Here is a 20,215-nt window from a genome sequence, read left to right on the forward strand (position 1 = left end):
TCAGACGCCGGCCGCCTTCTCCAATGGCCCGCTTTGGTGGACCTTGCCAATCCTCAATTTGCGCGCCTGCCATTTGCGGCCCATGCGATGGCGCCAGAACCAGTCGGCCGCGACATAGCCGATCGCGGTGCACGCCAGGGAAATGATCAGTAGGCCGATCAGCATGGCGGGCGCCGCTTCCGACACCAGCCAGGCGCTCCATTCGCGCACGCTCGCATGTCCATCGACCAGCGCCATGAAACCCGACGCGTCGGCGCTGCGCCCCAGCATCCAGTTACCCAGCCACACCGACGCCATCAGGATCAGCGGCGTCGTCGCCGGGTTGGACAGGAATGTCATGGCGGCGGCGACCGGAATATTGGCGCGGAAAGGCAGCGCCAGCAGCGCGGCGCCCGCAATCTGCACGCCCGGGATCATCAGGAATATGCCGACGAACAGGCCCAGCGCCACGCCGCGCGGCACCGACCGGCGGGTAAAGCGCCACAGCGACGGCTCCAGCACGCGGTGCGCGACCGGGGCGAGGATACGGCTGCGCTCCATCGACTCGCGGGTCGGGCAATTGGCGTGCCACCAGCGGGTCAGACGACTCATCAGCTATGCGCCTTCATGATGCGCTGCTGGTCGCGCTTCCAGTCGCGTTCCTTGATCGTCTCGCGCTTGTCATGGGTCTTCTTGCCCTTGGCCAGCGCCAGCTCGACTTTCACCTTGCCCCGGCTGTTGAAATACAGCGCCAGCGGCACCAGCGTCATGCCCTTGCGGTCGACCGCGCCGTGCATCCGGGCGATTTCCCGCTCGTGCAGCAACAATTTGCGGGGCCGTTTGGATTCATGATTGAACCGGTTGCCATGGCTGAATTCGGGGATGTTGCTGTTGACCAGCCACACCTGGTTACCCTTCACCTCGGCATAGCTTTCAGCGATATTGCCTTCGCCAAAGCGCAGCGATTTGACCTCGGTGCCCTGCAGGGCGATGCCGGCCTCGAACACATCCTCCAGGAAATATTCGAACTTCGCGCGCCGGTTTTCGGCGACGATCTTCTTCTTGTCGAAGGTTTCGGGGCGGGGGCGGGCCATTATTTTCTACTTCATTCCGTTCGGTTCGGTCCTGTCGCTTACCCTGTCATTCCGGTTCCCGACAGGTTCGGACCGAACGGATGTAGGGTTTTAAACCAGTCCCGCAATCTCCAGCGCCCGGTCCACCGCCGCCCGGCTCGATTCCGACGGCCAGGTGATGGGCAGTCGGACGTCGCCGGGCATGTCGGGGCGAACCCGCGTGAGGGCATATTTAACCGGGCCGGGTGAAGAATCGCTGAACAGGGCATCGTGCAGCGGATAGAGACGATCCTGGAGCGCCAATGCGCCATCCCAGTCATGGCGGGCCATCGCGGACTGGAAATCGGCGCACAGGCGCGGCGCGACATTGGCGGTGACGCTGATGCATCCCTTGCCGCCCATCGCGTTGAATCCCAATGCCGTTTCGTCATTGCCCGACAGTTGGCAGAAGTCCGGGCGGCAGGCCAGACGCTGCGCGGTGACCCGCCCCAGATTCCCGGTCGCGTCCTTGATGCCGACGATGGTCTGGAATTCCTCCGACAGGCGGTGGATCACCGGCACGCCGATGTCGGTGATGGTGCGGCTGGGCACATTATAGAGGATGATGGGCAGGTCGCAGCGTTCGGCCAGATAGGCGAAATGGCGATAGACGCCTTCCTGATTGGGCTTGTTGTAATAAGGCGCGACCACCAGCGCCGCATCCGCGCCCGCGCCCTGCGCTGCATACATATGGTCGAGCGCGATGCGCGTGTCATTGGACCCACAGCCTGCTATCACCGGGACGCGGCCCGCCGCCTGGTCGACGCAGATGGCGATGACGCGGTTATGCTCCTCCACCGTCATCGTCGCGCTTTCGCCGGTCGTCCCGCACGGCACCAGCGCGCTCGATCCTTCCGCGATCTGCCAGTCGACGAACGCGCGAAAGGCGGCCTCGTCGATCGTCCCGTCGCGGAACGGGGTGACCAGAGCCGGAATCGAGCCCGAAAACATGATGAAACTCCTTCAAATCTCCGGGCTGCCGGGGCATGATGGGACAAGCGGCGCGCTATAGCGCGTCATTCAGGGCCTGATAAGGACGCAAATGCGATTATGTCCAGCATGCGCACCCCTCCTCCTGTCGAAAGTTATCTGATCCGCATGCCGATTATTGCCTTGTTGCTGATGACCGCTGGCGCCAGCGCGCAGACCGAAGACGCCGCGCCTCCTGCGCCCTCGGGCGCGATGGTGCAGCCGGTGCCGCCCGAATATGGCCAACCCAGCCAGTGGAACCGCGTCCAGGCGCAGATCGGGCAGCCCACCGACGGCTCGATCGCTGGAACGATCAGCCAGTGGCGCGCCCTGCAACAAAGCGATGGGCTGGGCTTTGCGCCCTATGCCAGCTTCATCATGGCCAATCCGGGCTGGCCGGGCGAAGACCGGATGCGCCGGCTTGCCGAAACCGGCATTAATCCCGACAGCTATGCGCCCGCGCAGGTCGTCGCCTTCTTCGCGCAGTTCCCGCCGCGCACGCCCGTGGGCCACGCCCGCAACGCGGTGGCGCTGATGCAATTGGGTCGGATGGACGAAGCGCGAATCGCCGCGCGCAACGCCTGGGTCGGCGGCACGCTGCAACCCAGCGACGAAGCGCGGCTGCTTTCGCTGTTCGGATCGGCCTTCACGCCTGTTGACCATGATCTGCGCGCCGACATGCTGCTATGGAATGGCGACATTGCCGGCGCGATGCGGATGCTGCCCTATGTCAGCGCCGCGCGCCGCCCGGTCTTTTCCGCGCGCATCGCCTTCAAGCGCAAGGCGCCCGAAGCGACCGCGCTGATGCAATCGGCCGATGCGATGGGCGCGGCCGATGCCGGCTATGTGGCTGACAAGGCTGTCTGGCTGCGCGACAGCGGCAACTGGATCGCCGCGCGCCAATATCTCGCCAACCGCCCCGCCGCCACCTATCGCCCCGGCGATCCGGAGGAATTTTACGAAGTGCTGCTCAATCACGCGCGCAGCGCGGCGAATGACAGCCAGTGGAGCTTTGCCTGGGGCATCGCCAGCAAGATTGACGACGCCGTGCCGCCCGGCTCGGACGTCAGTGATCAGCCGATCGGCGTGCGCGACGATTATACCAGCCTTGCCTGGCTGGCGGGTACCACCGCCTTCTACAATCTCAACCGTCCCTCGGACGCGGTTGGCATGTTCCGCCGTTATGCCGACGCGGCCAAATCGCCCCAGACCCGGTCGAAGGGCTATTATTGGGCCGGCCGCGCCGCCCTGTCGGCGGGCGACAGCGCCAGCGCGAACAGCTATTTCGCCCAGGCCGCCAATTATGGCGACCAGTTCTACGGCCAGCTGGCGCTCGAACGGCTCGGCCGTCCGGTGCCCGCGCCCGCCACGGTCGAACGGCCGGTGGCGATCTCCGCGGCCGAACGCGCGGCGTTCAACAGCCGCTCGGTCGTGCGCGCGGTCAAGGCGCTGGGGCAGATGGGCTATTGGGCCGACCAGAGCAAATTCGCCCGCGCCATCGCCAATAATGCCGACAGCGACACCGATCATTTCCTCGCCGCCGAACTGGCGCAGCAGATCAACCGTCCGGACATGAGCGTGATGGTCGGCCGCCGCGCCGTGTCCAGCGGCCTGACCGGCTATGGCGACAGCGCCTTTCCACGCGTGCCGGTGCCCAGCCAGGCGCAATATAACTGGACCATGGTCCACGCCATCGCCCGGCAGGAAAGCCAGTTCGACAAGCAGATCGTCAGCCATGCCGGCGCGCGCGGCCTGATGCAGCTGATGCCCGGCACCGCGCGCGAACAGGCGGGCAAACTCGGCATGAGCTATGATCCCGCGTCCTTGAACGATCCCAGCTACAACATCATGCTGGGGTCGGGCTATTTCCAGCGCATGCTCGATTATTATGGCGGCAGCTATCCCCTTGCGGTGGCGGCCTATAATGCCGGGCCGGGCAATGTGAACAAATGGATCAGGGCCAATGGCGACCCGCGCCTGCCAGGGTCGGACATATTGCGCTGGATCGAGAATATTCCGATCTACGAAACGAAAAACTACGTCCAGCGCGTGCTCGAAAACGCCGTCGTCTATGAAGCGATGAATCCGGAACGCGCCAAATTCCGCGGCAGCAACGCGGTGCTCAGCCGCTATCTGGGTAAACAGACGCCGGGCTGACGCCTCTAGAAGGAGTCGGGACGCCCGTCTCGACTCCGCTCCGCCCGAACGGCTAGGAGGGGGCGGCCATGGCCACCCCTTATCCCAATTACATCACGCCCGAAGGCTTCGCGAAGCTGCGCGCGGACTATGACCACCTGCTCGGCGTCGAACGCCCCCGCATCGTCGAGGTGGTCAGCTGGGCGGCGGGCAATGGCGACCGCAGCGAAAATGGCGACTATCTCTATGGGCGCAAGCGGATGCGCGAAATTGACGGGCAGTTGAAGCGCCTGTCAAAGAAGATGAAGGACGCCAAGGTCGTCGATCCCCGGCATCAGCCAGACAAGAGCCGCGTCTATTTCGGCGCGACCGTCACCATCGCGGATGAAGACGACAATCATCGCACCGTTACCCTCGTCGGCAATGACGAAACCGATGTCGACGCCGGCCGCATCGGCTGGGGTTCTCCCATCGCCCGCGCCCTGCGCGGCGCGGCGGTCGGCGACCTTCGCCGCGTCCTGCTGCCGGCGGGCGAACGCGACTATGAAGTCATGGCGATCCGCTATCCAGACTGACGGGCACCGACGCCCACCAGGATTTTTCCGACGCCGCCTTTCTTGACTTGGTCCCTGTCTACGAGCAATGGAACGTATCAGGAACAAGCAATGGTCGACTCCCCTTCGGAAACATCGTGCCCACGGCGTGCTCGCCATGGGTGTTCGCAGGATGGCGGCGCGTTGCGTGGCGGCATGCCGCCTGCACGAGGCGGTCGATGAACGCCAGGACGGCACGTGACGTCAGGCAGTCGGCGCCGCGCCGCTATCTGGCGCTGAGCTTTCCCTTCCTGCCGATCGATCGCTTGCGCGTCACGCGGCCCGACCTTTGGGCCAGAGGCGAAGGGCCGGCGGTGGTGGTGGAAAGGCTGCGCGGCGCGACGCGCCTCTCCTGCGTCGACGCCGACGGGCACGCGATGGGCCTGGTGCCGGGCATGGCGTTGGACGACGCGCGCGCCATAGCATCGGATCTGCGCATCTTTGATGCTGATCCTCATGCCGATCAGGATTGGCTGGAGCAGCTATGCGCTGGCTGCACCCGCTACACGCCCCATATCGTGCCGGATGGAATCGACGGACTGACGCTCGACGTCAGCGATTGCGCCCCCGAATGGGGCGGTGACGGCGCGCTGGTGGCGGACGCAGTGCGGCGTCTGGATCGGCAAGGGCTGCGCCTGGGCCATGCCATAGCCTCCAGCCCTCAGGCCGCGCAGGCGCTCGCTCGCTTTCCCGGTCCTCCCGCACCCGACGAAGGAGCCGCCATTCGTCGCTTGCCTATCGCGGCGCTGGGCCTCGATCCGGACAGCATGGCGGCGTTGCGTCACGCCGGGCTGCGCACCGTCGGCGATCTGGCGTCCCGCGTTTCCGTCACGCATTTCGGGCAAGAGGTGGCAGAGGCGCTCGACGCCCTGCTTGGTCAGAGCCGCCGCGCCCCTATGCCGCGTCGGCCGTGCGCTGCCATTCGTATCGACCGGCCTTTGGCCGAACCGATAGGCGACATCGGTCAGGCGTTCGCCTTGTTGGAGGACATGGTTGTGGAAGCGGTGGCCCGGCTCGCCGAGCGAGGCGAGGGCGCGCGACGCTTTGAGACCGTGTTTTTCCGCAATGACGGCCTGGCCCTGCCCTTGCGGGTTGAAACGCGCCCACCGGTGAATGACGCGTCTGCGATCCTGCGTCTTTTGCTTGATCGGATCGGCGCTCTGCCGAACCCGACGGATTCGCACTTGCGCTTTGACCTGCTGCGTTTTCTCATCCTCCAGGTGGAAAGGCTCCCCGCCACGCAGTTGGCCTTGGAAGGGGGAGGGGTGCGCCGTGACAGGCCTACCGACCCGCCGGGCGATCATTTGTCGTGCCGCGCAGGACATGCGCGCGCCACGCGCACTTCCTCTCGCGCCAGCCTTGATTTGGAACAGGCTGAACTGCCGCTGCCTGCCGTCACGGGGCGAGCGCCGACGTCTTGGGAAGATGGGGAAACGACTGGTGGACTGACGGCTGATGGCTTGACGCACCCCGTTCATCTTTTCGATCCGCCCCAACCGATCAGCGTGACGACGCCAAAGCCCGATGGCCCTCCACACCAATTTCGTTGGCGCCGAAGACGGCATGACGTCGCCCGCTTTGATGGCCCGACTGCATCGCAGTCCCATGGTCTTGCGCGAACCTATTACCGGGTCGAGGATGCACGCGGCCGTCGATACTGGATTTTTCACGGATCGCAGGATGCGGAGACGTCCGCCCCGGCTTGGTATCTTCACGGCGTATTCGCCTGAGTCGATACGACATGCCGACCATCATCTGCTACTCTGGAGCAACCAGAACAAAGGATATAATTAGGTAGCTAACTAACGATTTGGCACTATTTTTCGTCTTGTCGCCTTTCCTGTCACACTTGCCGCGCGCCGGTCATCCCGCTAGGTTCCTGTTTCGTTCCCAAAAGGACCTCCAATGGACAGTCTGGCCGCTCTTTTCCTCATCCTCGCGCTCCTTATCGGCCTGGTTGCCGGGTGGCTCCTCCGCGCCCGTTCCGCCGCACCTCTTGCCGCTGAAAAGGCCGACCTAGCTGCCCGGCTGGACACGGCGACGACGCAGCGGAACGCCGCGATCGCCGAACTGGCGGTGGAACAGGAACGGGTGGCCCAGGGCGCGGCCCAGATCGCCCGGCAGGAAGAGGCGCAGCGTGCCGCCGCCCAGCGTCTGGAGCAGCTCCAGTCCGCCGCCGACACGCGGCTTCAGGCGGTGCAGGCCGAGCGCGAAGTCGCGCTGCGCGACCTCGCCGCGCTGCAATCCGACATTCAGGCCCGCACCCGTGCCTTCGAGCAACAGATCACCGCGCTCAAGGACGCCAAGGAGCAATTGTCCGCGCAATTCAGTGAAATCGGCGGTCGCCTGCTCGAAACCGCCCAGTCGCAATTCCTCACTCGCGCCGACCAGCGTTTCGCCCAGGCGCATGAAAAGAGCGAGGCCCAGCTCAAGACCCTGCTCTCTCCGGTCGAAACCACGCTCAAACGCTATGAGGAAGGATTGGCGCGCGTGGAAAAGGACCGGGTCGGCAGCTATGCCGAACTGCGCGAAGCGATCGCCATGGTCCATGCGGGGCAGGGGCAGGTGCGCGAGGAAACCGCCAAGCTCGTCAACGCTCTACGCGCCGCGCCCAAGACGCGCGGCCGCTGGGGCGAACAGCAGTTCAAGAATCTCATCGAGACCGCCGGCCTGTCCCTCTTCGTCGATTTTCAGGAGGAAGTATCGGTCACGGTGGAAGACGGCCGGCTGCGCCCCGACTTCATCATTCGTCTGCCCGGCGACCAGCAACTGGTGGTCGACGTCAAATGCTCGCTCGAAGCCTATCTCAACGCCGTCGAATCGGTGGATGGCTCGACCCGTGACCGATTCCTGGCCGACCATGCCCGCGCCGTGCGCACCCATGCCGACGCACTCGGGCGCAAGGCCTATTGGGAGCAATTCGACAAGGCGCCCGACTTCGTCATCATGTATGTGCCCGGCGACAATTTCGTCACCGCCGCGCTGGAAGCGGACATGGATCTGTGGGAACGCGCCGCGCGCAACCGCGTCATCATCTGCGGCCCCGCCACCTTTCTGCCGCTCGCCCGCACGCTGGCCGGCCACTGGCGTCAGGCCAAATTGCAGGATCAGGCCAAGGAGGTCGCCGATCTTGGCAAGCAACTTTATGAGCGGCTCGCCACGGCGGCGACGCATCTCAAGCGTCTTGGCTCGGGCCTCAGCAGCGCCGTCGACAATTATAACAAGTTCGTCGGCAGCTTTGATCGCAGCGTCCTCCCCGCCGGTCGCCGCTTTCGCGATCTCAACGTCGAAACCGGGGGTAAGGAAATCGAGGCTGTCGAGCCTCTCGAACTGCTCATTCGCGACTCACAGTCGGACGAGGCGCGCGCTCTGCCCGTAGCGGAGTAGGCCCATAGAGGAGTAGGATGGCAGCGATCGCCTGCTTCTGACCGTTCAAGTCGCTGGCTCGTCCGGTCAGAAGATGCCCAGGAACTTCTTGTCCTGGCTCTTTTTCTCCGCCTTGCTGCCTTTGCCCGCTTCATCCTTGGCGGTCGTGCCACGGCCGACATCGTCGCGCGGCTTGCCGCTCTTGGTGCGCTGCGCCTGCGCGGTGGCGCCGGCAAGCACCGGTCCGCACGCCGCGCCCTTGGCATCGCCCACATCGACAAAGGCCAGCACCGCCGCCAGCGGCGTCGCCGCGACGCCCAGCGCAGCGGCTGCACCCCCGCGCGCCATCAGGTCGGGGCTGATGACGCTGATGCGCGGCTGCGCGAAATAGCCGCCAATGCCGACCGGCGACTGCCCGGAAAACAGGCTGATCTTCTTGCCGTCCGCGCGAAAGGCCAGGTCCAGCCGTTCGTTGCGGAAGGAAAATCCGCCGCGGCCGATCATGACATTCTTCTTCGTGTCGATCAGGATCGGGTCCGCCGCCGCCACGCCATTGCGCACGGTGAAGGCGATTAGCCCGCAGTTGATCTCGACCGGCTCCTTCAGCTTCTTCTCGAACATCTTGGTGATGAAGGTGCCAACGTCGATTTCCGACAATTGCACGTTGCGCGCCCACATCGTTCCGGCGGGCAGGATCGCGGCGATGCGGCCATTGGCGCTGCCGAGCGAATCATGCAGCGAATCGCCGATGCCGGTCATCTGCACCCGACCCCTGATCGTGCCGTTGGTGCCCGATTCCGCCACGCCCCATCGCGCCAACAACGTGCCCATGGGCGTTGGCGCCAGGCGAATGTCATAGTCCGTGTGCGCCGGCCTTTGCCGCGCGTCGATGCTGATATCCGACGCCACATGCCCGCCCGCCATGTCGAACGTCAGCGGCGACAGCGTCAGCAGACTCTTGTCCAGCTTCACCGTCACCGCCGCGTTGGAAATCGGCACATTGGGCGCGCGGACCGTCCTGACGCTGTAGCGGACATCGGCGTCGAAATTGCGGATCGCCTCGACCCTTAATGGCGTGTCCGGCAAGACACGCGGCGCGCCCGACACCGTCATGATCGCCCCGCTGCCGCCCTGCGTCGCCAGCCGTTCCGGATCATAGCCGATGAATGGACCCACATCGATAATGTCCAGCTTCTGCGTCGCCAGATCGCCCTTGATCAGCGTGCGCCCGCCCGGCTGCGATACGGTGAACCGCCCCGCCATATCGCTGTCGCCAAACTTGCCCTTCAAATGGGTGAAGCGCCATTCCTCGCCTGCCTTGGTGAGGTCGCTGGTGAAGCGATAGCTGCGCGTCGGCGGAATGGCCACGCCCAGAAAGTCGAACAGCCGCGCCAGATTGCCGCCCTGCGCCACCATCTGAAGGTCGCTGCCCTCCAATTGCGTCGCGCCCGGCAGCGTGCCCGAAACATCGACCCGCGTCTCCCCCGCGTCCATCCGCGCGACCAGCCGGTTGCGACCGCCCGTCACCGTCTGATCGGGGGAGAGCAGCCCGCCCTTCAACCGGAACGGCAGCGCGCGCATGGTGCCATCGCCGGCAAAGCGCACTTCGCTCGCAAATTGCGTATCGCGCGCCTTCACCGTTTCGAACCCGATATCGACGCCCAATTGCATGCGCGGATCGCGGAAGCGCAGCGTCGTCCCGGTCAGCAAGGCCCGGCTCACCAGCGGCAGGCTGAGCGGCTTGCCCTTCTTCGCCGGATCGCCAAAGGTCCATGTATTGTGCTGATGATCGCGCGACCATTCCAGGTCGACCGCACCGTTGCGAAATTCCAGCCAGCGCACGCGCACCTTGTCGCCGAAGATCAGGCTCAGCGGCGCGATCCGGCTGTCGATGCGGTCGGCGCGAAACACATCGGGGCGGCTCGCCCAGCTGGTATTCGACACGCGCATGCCTTCGGCCAGAAACTTGATCGTGATCGGCGCGAAATAGAGCTGGAAATCCCCGTCCACCCGAACTTGCCGATTGAGGCTGTTGCCCAGCACATGCTCGAACGGCCGCTTCAAAAACCGCCCCTTGGTGACGAACAGGATCAGCCAGATGGCAAACAGCAAGCCGACGATCCCGATCGCGACGCGCGCGGGCAGGGGCAGGGCGCGCCAGCGGGCCTGCGCGCGGCGCACGGGATGGCCCGCCCCGCCACCGGTCGCCACGGTTGTCCCTTTGATGTGCGCGTCGGGTTCGGTATCGGCCATGGCAGCATCAACGTCATCGCCCCGCTTTGGGTCCGAATCACTTGCCTTTTGCGCCGCAGGTCACTAAGGGCCGCCCTTCGCGATATTCAGTGTGACCGCCCGGCTAACTAGGGCTGCCGTGGCTGTCTGTAATCGTCGCGCCAGATAAGGAGACGAAAATGCCCAAGATGAAGACCAAGAGCGGTGTGAAGAAGCGCTTCAAGTTCACCGCCACCGGCAAGGTCAAGCATGGCGTCGCTGGCAAGCGTCACCGCCTGATCAGCCACAACGCCAAATATATTCGCCAGAATCGCGGCACCAGCGTGCTGTCGGATTCCGATGCCGGTCATGTGCGCCTGTGGGCGCCGTACGGCCTGAAGTAAGAGGAGTCTGACGAATGGCACGTGTCAAACGTGGTGTAACCACCAAGGCGAAGCATAAGCGGATTCTGGATCAGGCGAAGGGCTATTATGGCCGTCGCAAGAACACCATCCGCATCGCGCGCCAGGCCGTCGAAAAGGCCGGCCAGTACGCCTATCGCGACCGCAAGGTGAAGAAGCGGACCTTCCGGGGTCTGTGGATTCAGCGCATTAACGCCGGCGTCCGCGCCGAAGGCCTGACCTATTCGCAGTTCATGCATGGCCTCAAGCTCGCCGGCGTCGAACTGGACCGCAAGGTCCTGGCCGACATCGCGATGCATGAAGGCGAAGCGTTCAGCGCCATCATCGCCCAGGCGAAGGCCGCGCTGCCCGCCGCCTGAGCGGATTGATCGCAAGATCGTCTAAAAAGGGCGCTGGGGCATCAGCCTTCGGCGCCCTTTTTTGGTTCTCCCCTCCGTTCGCTTCGAGCTTGTCGAGAAGCCGGAAAGGCAGCACTCCGGTTTCTCGACAAGCTCGAAACGAACGGAGGGGATGGACCGCATCGAAAGCACCCATCCCATGTCGCTGCATCTCTGGTGGATCTACGTCACAGCGGTGTTCCTCATCTCGGCGACGCCCGGCCCCAACATGCTGCACGTCATGGCGCAGAGCATCGCCCATGGCCCGCGCAAGGCGCTGGCGACGATGGCGGGCCTGATGAGCGCGGTCCTGTTATGTCTCATCGCCTCGGCGCTGGGTCTGGGCGCGCTGCTCAAGGCATCGCCGCGGCTGTTCGATGTCTTGCGCTATGCCGGCGTCGCCTATCTGGTCTGGCTCGGCGTCAAGGCGTGGCGCGCGCCGGTGGACATGGGCGATGCCATGCGTCCTGCCAAATCCGACCATGCGCTCTTCGCCACCGGGCTATTGACGGGCCTTTCCAATCCCAAGCTCATCATCTTCGCCGCCGCGCTCTTCCCGCAGTTCATCGTCCTCGATCGTCCCTTCTGGACGCAGCTCGCCATATTGATCGCCAGCTTCGTGGTGATCGAAAGCTTCTGGTATGGCGTCTACGCGCTGGGCGGCGGTCGTTTGAAGCGCTGGCTCGCCCCCGCCAACCGCCAGCGCCTGTTCAACCGCGGCACCGGCCTGCTCTTCATCGGCTTCGGCGGCGCGCTGCTGGGGACGCGGGCCTGACCCTTCCCATGCAGCGCTCGCGTCGCTAAGGCGCAACGCGACGCTTTGCCATTACGGCCCATGGGAATGATATGACCGAAATTAGCGCACTCAAGACCGGCCTGATTGCCGACATCGCCGCTGCCGATACGCTGGACGCGCTCGAAGCGTTGCGGGTGGGGGCATTGGGCAAGAGCGGGGTCGTCACGGGCCTGTTGAAAACGCTTGGCCCCATGTCGCCCGAGGAGCGTCTTGAAAAAGGCCCGCCGATCCAGGATTTGCGCGAAAGCGTGACCGCCGCGCTCGCCGAGCGCAAGGCGCAGCTGGAACAGGCCGCGCTCGACGCGAAACTGGCCTCCGAAAGGGTCGACATGACCTTGCCCGCCGACATCGGCCCGCAAGGCAGCGTCCATCCCGTCAGCCAGGTCATGGACGAACTGGCCGAAATCTTCGCCGACCTCGGCTTCTCCGTCGCCACCGGGCCGGAGATCGAGGACGACTGGCACAACTTCACCGCGCTCAATATCCCCGAAACCCATCCGGCGCGCGCGATGCACGACACTTTCTACTTCCCCGACGAGGAGGGGCAGAAAAAGATGCTGCTGCGCACCCATACGTCGCCGGTGCAGATTCGCACGATGATGAACCAGCCGCCGCCCATTCGCATCATCGCGCCGGGTCGCGTCTACCGCAGCGACAGCGATGCCACCCATACGCCGATGTTCCACCAGATCGAAGGTCTGGTGATCGACCGGGGCATCACGCTCGGCCACCTTAAATGGACGCTGGAAACCTTTCTCAAGGCCTTTTTCGAGCGCGAGGATATCGTCCTGCGCCTGCGGCCCAGCTATTTCCCCTTCACCGAACCGTCGGTCGAGGTCGACGTCGGCTACACCCTTGTCAACGGGCAGCGGATCATCGGCGGCGATGGCGACGCGGCGGACGGCGGCTGGCTCGAAGTGCTGGGCAGCGGCATGGTCAACCGCCGCGTGATCGAGGCGTGCGGGCTGGATCCCGACGAGTGGCAGGGCTTCGCCTTTGGCACCGGGGTCGATCGGCTGGCGATGCTCAAATATGGGATGAACGACTTGCGCGCATTCTTTGACGGCGATCTGCGCTGGCTCAAACATTATGGCTTCTCGGCGCTGGACGTGCCGACGCTGAGCGGGGGAGTGGGCGCATGAAGTTCACGCTGAGCTGGCTCAAGACGCATCTGGATACCGATGCCGATCTTGCCACCATCCTCAAGACGCTGAACGCCATCGGCCTGGAGGTCGAGGGCGTCGAAAACCCGGCCGAAAGGCTCGCCGGGTTCAAGATTGCCAGGGTGCTTACCGCCGACAAGCATCCGCAGGCCGACAAGCTGCAGGTGCTGACCGTCGATCATGGCGATGGGGAGCCGTTGCAGGTCGTGTGCGGCGCGCCCAATGCCCGCGCGGGCCTGATCGGCGTCTTCGGTCTGGAAGGGGCGGTGGTCCCGTCCAACGGCATGGTGCTGAAGAAGACCGCAATCCGCGGCGTTGAATCCAACGGCATGATGTGTTCGACCCGCGAGCTGGAGCTGGGCGACGATCATGACGGCATCATCGAACTCGCGCCCGACGCGCCGGTCGGCCGCGTCTATGCCGACTGGGCCGGGCTTGACGATCCGGTCATCGACGTGTCGGTGACGCCCAACCGGCAGGATTGCATGGGTGTGCGCGGCATTGCGCGCGATCTCGCGGCCGCCGGCCTTGGCCGGCTCAATGCCATCATCGTGCCGACGATCGAGGGCGCGGGTCCGGGACCGGACGTCCGCACCGACGATCCCGATGGCTGCCCCGCTTTCTACGCCCGCACCGTGCGCGGCGTCACCAATGGCGCCTCGCCCGACTGGATGGCGCGGCGCTTGAAGGCCATCGGCCAGAAGCCGATCAGCGCGCTCGTCGATATCACCAACTATATCATGATCGACCTTGGCCGGCCGCTCCACGTCTATGACATGGCAACCCTGAAAGGCGGGCTGGTCGCGCGCAAGGGGCGCAGCGGCGAGCAGGTGCTGGCGCTCAATGGCAAGACCTACACGGTCGATGAAAGCATGACCGTCATCGCCGACGACGAAGCCGTGCACGACATTGGCGGCATCATGGGCGGCGAACATTCGGGCGCGCAGGACGACACGAGCGACGTGCTGATCGAATGCGCCTATTTCACGCCGGAACGGATCGCTGTCACCGGACAGAAGCTGGCGCTCACCTCGGACGCGCGCGGCCGGTTCGAGCGTGGCGTCGATCCCGCCTTCCTGGATGACGGGCTGTCGATCGCCACCAGCCTGGTCGTGACCCTGTGCGGCGGCACGCCGAGCGAGGCGACGCGCGCAGGCGCGCCGCCTCTCGCTCTGCGCACCATTGCCTATACACCCGATCAGTGCCTCGCGCTTGCCGGCGTGGATGTGCCCGCTGACGAACAGAAGCGCATTCTCGAAAGTCTGGGCTTCAGCGTGTCGGGTGACGCAGACAGCGTCGAATATCAGGATGGCATGCCCGTCAGCGTGCCGGGCCACTGGACCGTCACCGTGCCCAGCTGGCGGCGCGATGTCGATGGCTGGCCCGACCTTGTCGAGGAAGTGGTGCGCATCGTCGGGCTGGACCATGTGCCCTCCACCCCGCTGCCGCGCACGCCCGGCGTTGCCCGCCCCACCGCCACGCCCGAACAGCTGGTCGAACGGCGCGTACGCCGCACCGCCGCCGCGCGCGGCCTGGCCGAAGCGATCAACTGGTCCTTCCTTTCCGAAAAGGAAGCGGCGGCCGTGGGTGGCGGCGACTGGACGCTGGCCAATCCGATCTCGGAGGATCTCAAGGTCATGCGGCCCTCGCTGCTGCCGGGCCTCCTTTCCGCAACGAAGCGCAATGTCGATCGCGGCGCCGCGTCGGTCCGTTTGTTTGAACTGGGCCGCCGCTATTTCAAACAGGGCGAGCGCGCGACGGTCGGCTTCGTGCTGGCGGGGGAAAAGGTCGCGCGTGGCTGGCAGTCGGGCAAGGCGCAGCCGTTCGACGCCTTTGACGCCAAGGCCGAAGTGATCGCGCTGCTGGCCGCAGCCGGCGCCCCGGTCGCCAATCTGCAAGGCTTTGGCGAAGCGTCCGCCGCCTATCATCCCGGGCAGTCCGGCACGTTACGCCTGGGGCCCAAGATGATGCTGGCCGAATATGGCGTGCTGCACCCCAGCCTGGCGCGGCAGTTCGGCCTGTCGGGCGCCGTGGTGGCGGGCGAGATTTTCCTCGACGCCATTCCGCCCAAACGCAAGAGCGGGGCGCTGCGCGCGCCCTACGCGCCGCCTGCCCTGCAAGCGGTCAAGCGCGACTTCGCCTTCCTGGTGCCCGCCGATGTTGAAGCCGACGCGCTCGTGCGCGCAGTGCGCGGCGCGGACAAGAAGGCCATCGTCGACGCGCGCCTGTTCGACGTCTTTGTGGGACCGGGGGTCGAGGACGGGCAAAAGTCGCTCGCCATTGAAGTCACGCTGCAACCGGGGGACAAGAGCTTTTCCCAGGAAGAGCTGGAGGCGATCAGCGCATCGGTGGTCAAGGCCGCCGGCAAGCTGGGCGCGACCCTGCGGGGATAAGAGGCAGAGTGCTCCCGCCGGGGCGGGAGCACCGTTTCTGGCTTATTTCTTGTTACCGCCCTTCGCTGCCGGTTCCGGCGCGATCGGCGCGATCTTGCATCCCTTGGCCGCCGCCATGCCGCGAATATAGCCGCGGCGCGCAATGCCGGCGGTCACGGCCGCCTGCAACCGGCGCTCGGCGGGCGCGGCGCCGCTGATCTCGCGCACCAGGCCGCGAAACGGGATCAGCGAATTGACCACCGTCTTGCCGACCGCCTCCGCGATCTTGCCGGTGCGATTCTCATTGGCTTCCTTGCTCGCGGTGAAATCGTCGCCCAGCACGGCGTTCAATGCGCCCAGTTCCCGGTTCAGCCCCTTGCAACTGCGGCTGGCCGGGGCGGCATAGGGATTGTCCACCGCCTTGGTCAGGATCGGCGGAATCTCATCCTTGTCGAGGCCGATGTCGCGCGCCGGCTGGCTCGCGATTCGCCCGGCCTTGTCCATCGTGTCGTCCCTTTTTTCCTTTTCCTGCGCCGACGCTGTTCCCGCGAGCAGAGTAGCGGCCATCACGGCCAATCCCATATATTTCATTGTTCGATCCTCCGGCTGCAGAACCGGCGATGAACCCCTCTGGTTCCAGAAGCGAAACGACATGATGGCAGACAGGCGGGCGGCGCATTGATATGCGCGTCCTGTCATTGCCGGAGGCCCGCTTGCCCGAAAATCGCATCGTCATACGTTCAGCGTCGCTGACCGCGCAGATTGACCCCATGGGGGCGGAACTCTGGTCGCTCAGGGACGCGCAGGGTCGCGAAATGATGACCGACGCCGATCCGCGCTGGTGGACGGGGCATGCGCCGCTGCTCTTTCCCTTCGTCGGGCGCTCGCGCGAGGATGTCTACCGTCTGGGCGGCCACGCATTTCCCATGCCCCAACATGGCTTCGCGCGCCGCGAATGTTTCGCGCTGGAAGAGCAGGCACCCGATCATGTCCTGCTGCGGCTCGAAGCGGACGCGGCGACGCGTGCCGTCTATCCGTTCGACTTCCGGCTCGACATGCGTTTCGCGATTGAAGGCGCAACCTTGCGCATGACCGCGACAGTCAGCAATCGCGGCGAAGCGCGCATGCCCTTTTCCTTCGGCTATCACCCGGCCTTCGCCTGGCCGCTTCCCTTTGGCGGCGCGGTGGAGGATCACCGCATCGTCTTCGAAAAGCCTGAGCCGGCGCCGATCCGCCGTGTGGGGGCAGAACCCGGCCTGATCGCGCGGGACAGCGAAGCCTCCCCGGTCGAAGGCGATACGCTCGCGCCCACCCATGCCATGTTTGAAGGCGACGCGCTGATCTGGGACGATCTTGCCAGCCGCTCGCTCACCTGGGGCGTGCCGGGCCGACCGCACCTCAAAATCGACTTCCCCGACACGCCCTGGCTTGGCCTCTGGCAAAAGCCCGGCGCCCATTATCTGTGCGTCGAACCCTGGGCGGGCATGGCCGATCTGGTGGGCTTTGACGGCGATGTCTGGGACAAGCCCAGCATCATGGCGCTGCTGCCGGGCGAGAGCCGCAGCTTCCGCATGGACGTGACGCTTGTTGCGGACTAGATAGCCCCGTTTCCGTTCGTCCTGAGTAGCCATTGAGCGAAGCCGCAATGGCGTATCGAAGGATCGGCCTGGGCACGAATGCTTCGATACGGGCCTTCGCCATGCTCAGTCCCTACTCAGCACGAACGGCTGTTGTTTGTCTGGACCCAATATGACCATCCCCTCTCGCCGCACCTTCGCCATCATCTCGCACCCTGACGCGGGCAAGACCACGCTCACTGAAAAGCTGCTGCTGGAAGGGGGGGCGATCCACCTTGCCGGTGAGGTCAAGGCGCGCGGGGCCAATCGCCGCGCCCGGTCCGACTGGATGAAGATCGAGCAGCAGCGCGGCATCTCCGTCACCTCCTCGGTCATGACGTTCGAGCGCACGCGCGATGGCGAAACCATCACCTTCAACCTGCTCGACACGCCGGGGCACGAGGATTTTTCCGAGGATACCTACCGAACCCTGACCGCCGTTGACTCCGCCGTCATGGTGATCGACGCGGCCAAGGGCATCGAGCCGCAGACGCGCAAGCTGTTCGAGGTCTGCCGCCTGCGCAACGTCCCCATCATCACCTTCGTCAACAAGGTCGATCGCGAGGGCCGCGAAATCTTCGGCCTTCTGGACGAGGTCGCCGACCAGCTGCAACTCGACGTTTGTCCCATGAGCTGGCCCGCCGGTATGGGTGGCGAGTTCGAAGGCATCTACGACTTTGCCACCAACCGCCTGCGCCAGCCGAGCGGCCCGTCGCGCGAGTTTGAAGGCAAGGAGGCGCATGTCTCCGGCCTCGACGATCCGAAGCTTGGCGAACTCCTCTCTGAACAGGCGCTCGAACGACTGCGCGAGGACGCTGAACTGGCGCAGGGCGGCTATGCCGAATTCGATCTCGACCGCTATCGCGCAGGCGACCTGACCCCGGTCTATTTCGGATCTGCGCTCAAGCTCTTCGGCGTCACCGAACTGATCGATGCGCTCGGCCAGCACGCCCCGCCGCCGCGTGCCCAGCCCGCCGAACCCGCCGCCGTCGAGCCGGACCAGAGCGAAGTGACGGGCTTCATCTTCAAGGTGCAGGCGAACATGGACCCGATGCACCGCGACCGCATCGCCTTCATGCGCCTCGTTTCGGGCAAGTTCCGCCGCGGCATGAAGCTGACGCCATCCGGCTCGGGCAAGCCGCTCGCCGTGCATTCGCCGATCCTCTTCTTCGCGCAGGACCGCGAACTGGCCGATGAGGCCTTTCCTGGCGACATTATCGGTATCCCCAATCATGGGGCGCTGCGCGTGGGCGACACGCTGTCCGAAAAACCCGGCCTGCGCTTCACCGGCCTCCCCAATTTCGCGCCCGAAATCCTGCGCCGCGTGGCGCTCAAGGACCCGACCAAGACCAAGCAGCTGCGCAAGGCATTGGACGACCTCTCCGAAGAGGGCGTCATCCAGGTTTTCTACCCCGAAATCGGCAGCCAGTGGATCGTCGGCGTCGTGGGGCAGCTACAGCTCGAAGTGCTGATCTCGCGTCTGGAAGCGGAATATAAGGTCGCGGCGGGGCTTGAACCCTCGCCCTTCGATACCGCCCGCTGGATCAGCGGCGACGACGCCGCGATCAAGGATCTGGTCGCCTATAATGGCACCAACATAGCCAAGGATCGCGACGGCAACCTCGTCTTCATGGCGAAAAGCGCCTGGGACATCGGCTACCAGCAGGAACGCCACCCCCAAGTAAAGTTCAGCGCCACCCGAGAGCGTTAACTGCTAGTCGGTTCGTTTCGAGCGAAGTCGAGAAACGGTCCGCGCAGAGCGTCCCGTTTCTTGAGAGGTTACGCCGCCACCCAGTCGCGACGCAACGCCTTGCCCGCCAGCGCCATGAACAGGCCGGCCAGCAGGTAAAAGCCCAGCGCCGCGACGATGGCGTAGCGCAGCGCCTCATTCCCATAGGCCGGCGTCAGCGCGTCCGACAGGCTGCCCACCGCCCAGCTGCCCAGGCCCAGGCCGACAAGGTTGTTGATGAGCAGGAAGCTTGCCGCCGCGCTGGCCCGCATATGCGCGGGGACCAAATGCTGGACGGCGGTCAGCACCGGACCGAGCCAGACATAGACCAAAGCCTGGGGGATCAGGAACAGCGCGAAGGCAAAGGAGACGCTGTCGGATAGCACGCCGATCACGAACAGCGGCATGCCGACCACATAGCTGACCGCCGGCACCCAGGCATAATAGGCCTTGTCGCGGCCGCCCAGCCGGTCGCCCAGAAAGCCACCGAGCAACACGCCGGCCACCCCGCCGATCAGCAGCAATCCGCCCAGAAACTGTCCCGCGCCCATCAGGTCCAGGCCGAAACTGCGCATCAGCAGGCTGGGCAGCCAGAAGGCGACGCCATAACCGCACATCGAACTGCACGCCGCGCCCAGCGCCAGCAGCCAGAAGCCGCGCTTGGCCGCCAATATGCCGAATACGGCGCTGACCGGCACGGCGTCGGCGGCCTGAACCGGGCGGGCGGGTTCGCGCACGACCAGGCGGAAGACGGGCGCGATCAGGATGCCGAGCAGCCCCACGACGATGAAGGCGGTGCGCCATTCGACCGCCTGCGCGATATAGCCGCCCAGCAGCACGCCGCCCGCCGATCCCAGCGGGATGCCCAGCGAATAAATGGACAGCGCCCGCGCGCGCTGGTGCGGCGGGAAATAGTCGGAAATCACCGCATAGGATGGCGCGACCCCGCCCGCTTCGCCGATGCCCACGCCGATGCGGAACAGGAACATCTGCACGAAGCTGGACGCCACGCCGCACAGCGCCGTAAAACCGCTCCAGATGGCAAGGCTGACGGTGATGACCCAGGTGCGGCTGGTCCGGTCGGCCAGCAGCGCCAACGGAATCGCCAGCGTCGAATAGAGCAGCGCGAAGGCGATGCCGCCCAAAGCGCCAAGCTGCGTATCGCTAAGCTGCAGGTCCGCCTTGATCGGCACGGCCAATATGCCCAGAATCTGCCGGTCGAGAAAATTGAACGTATAGACCAGCAACAGCATCGCCAGCACGACGGCGCGGTATCGGGGGGATGCAATTTTTTCGGTCATGGCTTGTACCCATCTCCGTTCAGTTCGAGCTTGTCGAGAACCATCGCGCGAAGGGTTCTCGACAAGCTCGAAC

17 protein-coding genes are annotated in these 20,215 nt (G+C 65.1%); 11 read left to right on the forward strand and 6 right to left on the reverse strand.

Annotated features, from left to right (window positions below):
* The 3 genes from SAB01S_RS07920 to dapA all read right to left on the reverse strand — a co-directional run bounded on the left by SAB01S_RS07920 (position 1) and on the right by dapA (position 2,042).
* The gene (locus SAB01S_RS07920; RefSeq protein ID WP_031298360.1) at positions 1 to 594 is read right to left on the reverse strand and encodes a DUF2062 domain-containing protein; all 594 of its coding nucleotides are present in this window, start codon (positions 592 to 594) and stop codon (positions 1 to 3) included.
* A complete protein-coding gene (smpB, locus tag SAB01S_RS07925) occupies positions 591 to 1,073 on the reverse strand; it encodes an SsrA-binding protein SmpB (RefSeq protein WP_021226628.1) in 483 nt (160 codons plus the stop codon). Before smpB ends, SAB01S_RS07920 begins: the two co-directional genes overlap by 4 nt.
* A 90-nt stretch (positions 1,074 to 1,163) precedes the next feature.
* Positions 1,164 to 2,042, reverse strand: coding sequence for a 4-hydroxy-tetrahydrodipicolinate synthase (gene dapA / locus SAB01S_RS07930; protein WP_062732517.1), 879 nt, complete (start codon positions 2,040 to 2,042; stop codon positions 1,164 to 1,166).
* A 99-nt stretch (positions 2,043 to 2,141) separates the two neighbouring features.
* Here dapA and SAB01S_RS07935 point away from each other — a divergent pair, with 99 nt between their 5' ends.
* From SAB01S_RS07935 to SAB01S_RS07950, 4 genes are all read left to right on the forward strand, one after another.
* The gene (locus SAB01S_RS07935) at positions 2,142 to 4,217 is read left to right on the forward strand and encodes a lytic transglycosylase domain-containing protein (RefSeq protein WP_062732518.1); all 2,076 of its coding nucleotides are present in this window, start codon (positions 2,142 to 2,144) and stop codon (positions 4,215 to 4,217) included.
* Positions 4,218 to 4,285: 68 nt separating this feature from the next.
* The gene (greB, locus tag SAB01S_RS07940) at positions 4,286 to 4,771 is read left to right on the forward strand and encodes a transcription elongation factor GreB (RefSeq protein WP_062732519.1); all 486 of its coding nucleotides are present in this window, start codon (positions 4,286 to 4,288) and stop codon (positions 4,769 to 4,771) included.
* Positions 4,772 to 4,968: 197 nt separating this feature from the next.
* Positions 4,969 to 6,519, forward strand: a complete 1,551-nt coding sequence (locus SAB01S_RS07945; RefSeq protein WP_062732520.1) for a Y-family DNA polymerase — start codon at positions 4,969 to 4,971, stop codon at positions 6,517 to 6,519.
* Positions 6,520 to 6,694: 175 nt separating this feature from the next.
* Entirely contained in the window at positions 6,695 to 8,176 is a 1,482-nt protein-coding gene (locus SAB01S_RS07950; protein WP_062732521.1) for a DNA recombination protein RmuC, read from the forward strand.
* A 66-nt stretch (positions 8,177 to 8,242) separates the two neighbouring features.
* Here the strand turns inward: SAB01S_RS07950 and SAB01S_RS07955 are convergent, their stop codons facing one another.
* The gene (locus SAB01S_RS07955) at positions 8,243 to 10,408 is read right to left on the reverse strand and encodes an AsmA family protein (protein ID WP_062732522.1); all 2,166 of its coding nucleotides are present in this window, start codon (positions 10,406 to 10,408) and stop codon (positions 8,243 to 8,245) included.
* Positions 10,409 to 10,566: 158 nt separating this feature from the next.
* Here SAB01S_RS07955 and rpmI point away from each other — a divergent pair, with 158 nt between their 5' ends.
* The 5 genes from rpmI (at position 10,567) to pheT (ending at position 15,517) form a co-directional block, all read left to right on the forward strand.
* Complete coding sequence (gene rpmI, locus SAB01S_RS07960) at positions 10,567 to 10,770, forward strand: 50S ribosomal protein L35 (RefSeq protein WP_009823219.1); 204 nt, start codon at positions 10,567 to 10,569, stop codon at positions 10,768 to 10,770.
* Between the two features lie 14 nt (positions 10,771 to 10,784).
* Complete coding sequence (rplT, locus tag SAB01S_RS07965; RefSeq protein ID WP_007711871.1) at positions 10,785 to 11,147, forward strand: 50S ribosomal protein L20; 363 nt, start codon at positions 10,785 to 10,787, stop codon at positions 11,145 to 11,147.
* Positions 11,148 to 11,325: 178 nt separating this feature from the next.
* A complete protein-coding gene (locus tag SAB01S_RS07970; protein WP_062732648.1) occupies positions 11,326 to 11,940 on the forward strand; it encodes a LysE family translocator in 615 nt (204 codons plus the stop codon).
* 71 nt (positions 11,941 to 12,011) lie between these two features.
* A complete protein-coding gene (gene pheS, locus SAB01S_RS07975) occupies positions 12,012 to 13,103 on the forward strand; it encodes a phenylalanine--tRNA ligase subunit alpha (protein ID WP_062732523.1) in 1,092 nt (363 codons plus the stop codon).
* Positions 13,100 to 15,517, forward strand: coding sequence for a phenylalanine--tRNA ligase subunit beta (pheT, locus tag SAB01S_RS07980; protein WP_062732524.1), 2,418 nt, complete (start codon positions 13,100 to 13,102; stop codon positions 15,515 to 15,517). The genes pheS and pheT overlap by 4 nt, the downstream gene beginning before the upstream one ends.
* Before the next feature lie 42 nt (positions 15,518 to 15,559).
* Here the strand turns inward: pheT and SAB01S_RS07985 are convergent, their stop codons facing one another.
* The gene (locus SAB01S_RS07985) at positions 15,560 to 16,087 is read right to left on the reverse strand and encodes a hypothetical protein (protein WP_062732525.1); all 528 of its coding nucleotides are present in this window, start codon (positions 16,085 to 16,087) and stop codon (positions 15,560 to 15,562) included.
* Between the two features lie 92 nt (positions 16,088 to 16,179).
* On the opposite strand from SAB01S_RS07985, the gene SAB01S_RS07990 reads away from it, so the two are divergent.
* Both SAB01S_RS07990 and SAB01S_RS07995 read left to right on the forward strand, forming a co-directional pair.
* A complete protein-coding gene (locus tag SAB01S_RS07990; protein WP_157078294.1) occupies positions 16,180 to 17,094 on the forward strand; it encodes an aldose 1-epimerase family protein in 915 nt (304 codons plus the stop codon).
* Positions 17,095 to 17,245: 151 nt separating this feature from the next.
* Positions 17,246 to 18,823 carry a peptide chain release factor 3 gene (locus SAB01S_RS07995; RefSeq protein ID WP_062732526.1) on the forward strand — a complete coding sequence of 526 codons (1,578 nt, stop codon included), beginning with the start codon at positions 17,246 to 17,248 and terminating at the stop codon, positions 18,821 to 18,823.
* 68 nt (positions 18,824 to 18,891) lie between these two features.
* Here SAB01S_RS07995 and SAB01S_RS08000 read toward each other — a convergent pair whose 3' ends face one another.
* On the reverse strand, positions 18,892 to 20,142 hold the full coding sequence (locus SAB01S_RS08000) for a spinster family MFS transporter (RefSeq protein ID WP_062732527.1): 1,251 nt from the start codon (positions 20,140 to 20,142) through the stop codon (positions 18,892 to 18,894).
* Positions 20,143 to 20,215 lie beyond the last annotated feature (73 nt).

This window comes from Sphingobium abikonense NBRC 16140 (genome assembly GCF_001598335.1).
Classification (GTDB): domain Bacteria; phylum Pseudomonadota; class Alphaproteobacteria; order Sphingomonadales; family Sphingomonadaceae; genus Sphingobium; species Sphingobium abikonense.